The following is a 1,422-nucleotide window of genomic DNA, read 5'->3' on the forward strand; positions in this document are numbered from 1 at the left end:
GGGCAGTTCGTAATTTCAGGTCGAAAATATATAGTTTTTTCAGGCACAATTCGATCTTTTGGACGCATTAGAAACCCCTGTTATTAAAGTAATGGTTACCTAATTACTTCGATAAACAGGGGGCGAAAACCTTTAGTCGTATAGTTATTCCGCTGTAGTTTTTTTTTTTTTTTTTGTCGGCCTGAAGTATGCTTGAGATATCGTCACATGACATGAACAATCAACAATTGATATAATGGTTTGCATAGCATTTTATCCGCAAGCAACCGAACTAACCCTTAGAAAGGAACCGTGCCATGCTGACATTCCATAAAATGACCGCACCCGATCAGATAGCCGTAACAGCGAGCCTTGCGCAAGAAATATGGAACGAACATTTTATCCATATTATCAGTCAAGGGCAAATCGATTATATGCTTGAGAAATTTCAATCCGTGGATGCCATGACCAAACAGATTTCCGACGGCTATGAATACTACCTCTTCCTGGAGGACGGACAGCCAGTCGGCTATTTCGCCGTCCAGCCTCAGAAGGATTGTACGCTCTATCTGTCGAAGCTCTACCTGCTCAAAGCGCATAGGGGGAAAGGCTATGCCAGACAAGCATTCGAAGAAATTAAGGCAATCGCAGCCGGGAATAACCTGAAGCAAATCTGGCTTACCGTCAATATCCATAATCATGATACGATCGCGGTGTACAAACGTTTCGGCATGACTCTCCTGCGCACGCAAGTGGTGGGTATCGGCAACGGCTATGTGATGGACGACGAGGTTTACGGGTACGAGATGTAGGAGAAGACAGTCGCGCGGATCGTACCAGGTAGATGCCGCCGCATCGGCATGATGCAAGACGTTTTTAATGGGTAAGACTTATACTTAAAATGGGAATGCTTAAGAACCCTCCTTAAAGATGTTGGAAGGTTATTCCTCTGTTATGAAATGCGTTGGTTTTAAGCTAGATTAAGGAATGGTTGGTTTCTTGTTAAGAATGCGTAGATCCAGTAAAGGAGCTTGTTGATACAGGAAACAATTACGACTCGATACGTGCCTTAAACTTAATGGTAGAGCGACCTCCTGGATCAATGTCATTTAGTTAAGCTCAAAGACTAGACTGGGTATAAAAATGTAATCCGAAACGGCATGGGACAAAGTCCTGTGCCGTTAGTTTTTTGGGTTTAGTCAAGCAAAATGTGCACAGCAAACAAGCGGATGTCATATCCGCTTAAAAAATGTTCATTCGAAATGAATTATGCTACTCTGTAGACAAAGCTAACGGCTGATTTATAACGAATTTTGCGGATATTCAACTGTCCCGGTCGAAGGGGTCGAATCGGCAAAATGTTTTTGCGAATCAGCGCTTCAACATCGGACGGGGATCCATCGCCTCGAGAGCTCAGGAAATGTCTACAAACGTGAACGGCAA

General features: G+C 43.5%; 1 protein-coding gene. It reads left to right on the plus strand.

Features of this window, described 5'->3' with window-relative positions:
* Positions 1–296 precede the first annotated feature (296 nt).
* Positions 297–791 (plus strand): GNAT family N-acetyltransferase, encoded by a 495-nt coding sequence (locus FPZ49_RS35120; protein WP_144855374.1) that lies wholly within the window; start codon positions 297–299, stop codon positions 789–791.
* The last annotated feature ends 631 nt before the right edge of the window (positions 792–1,422 follow it).

The sequence above is a fragment of the Paenibacillus cremeus genome, assembly GCF_007786445.1.
Lineage (GTDB): Bacteria > Bacillota > Bacilli > Paenibacillales > NBRC-103111 > Paenibacillus_G > Paenibacillus_G cremeus.

Excerpts from the sequence above, each read along its gene's own strand:
- FPZ49_RS35120 (WP_144855374.1), top strand. The coding sequence starts at position 297 with ATGCTGACATTCCATAAAATGACCGCACCCGATCAGATAGCCGTAACA.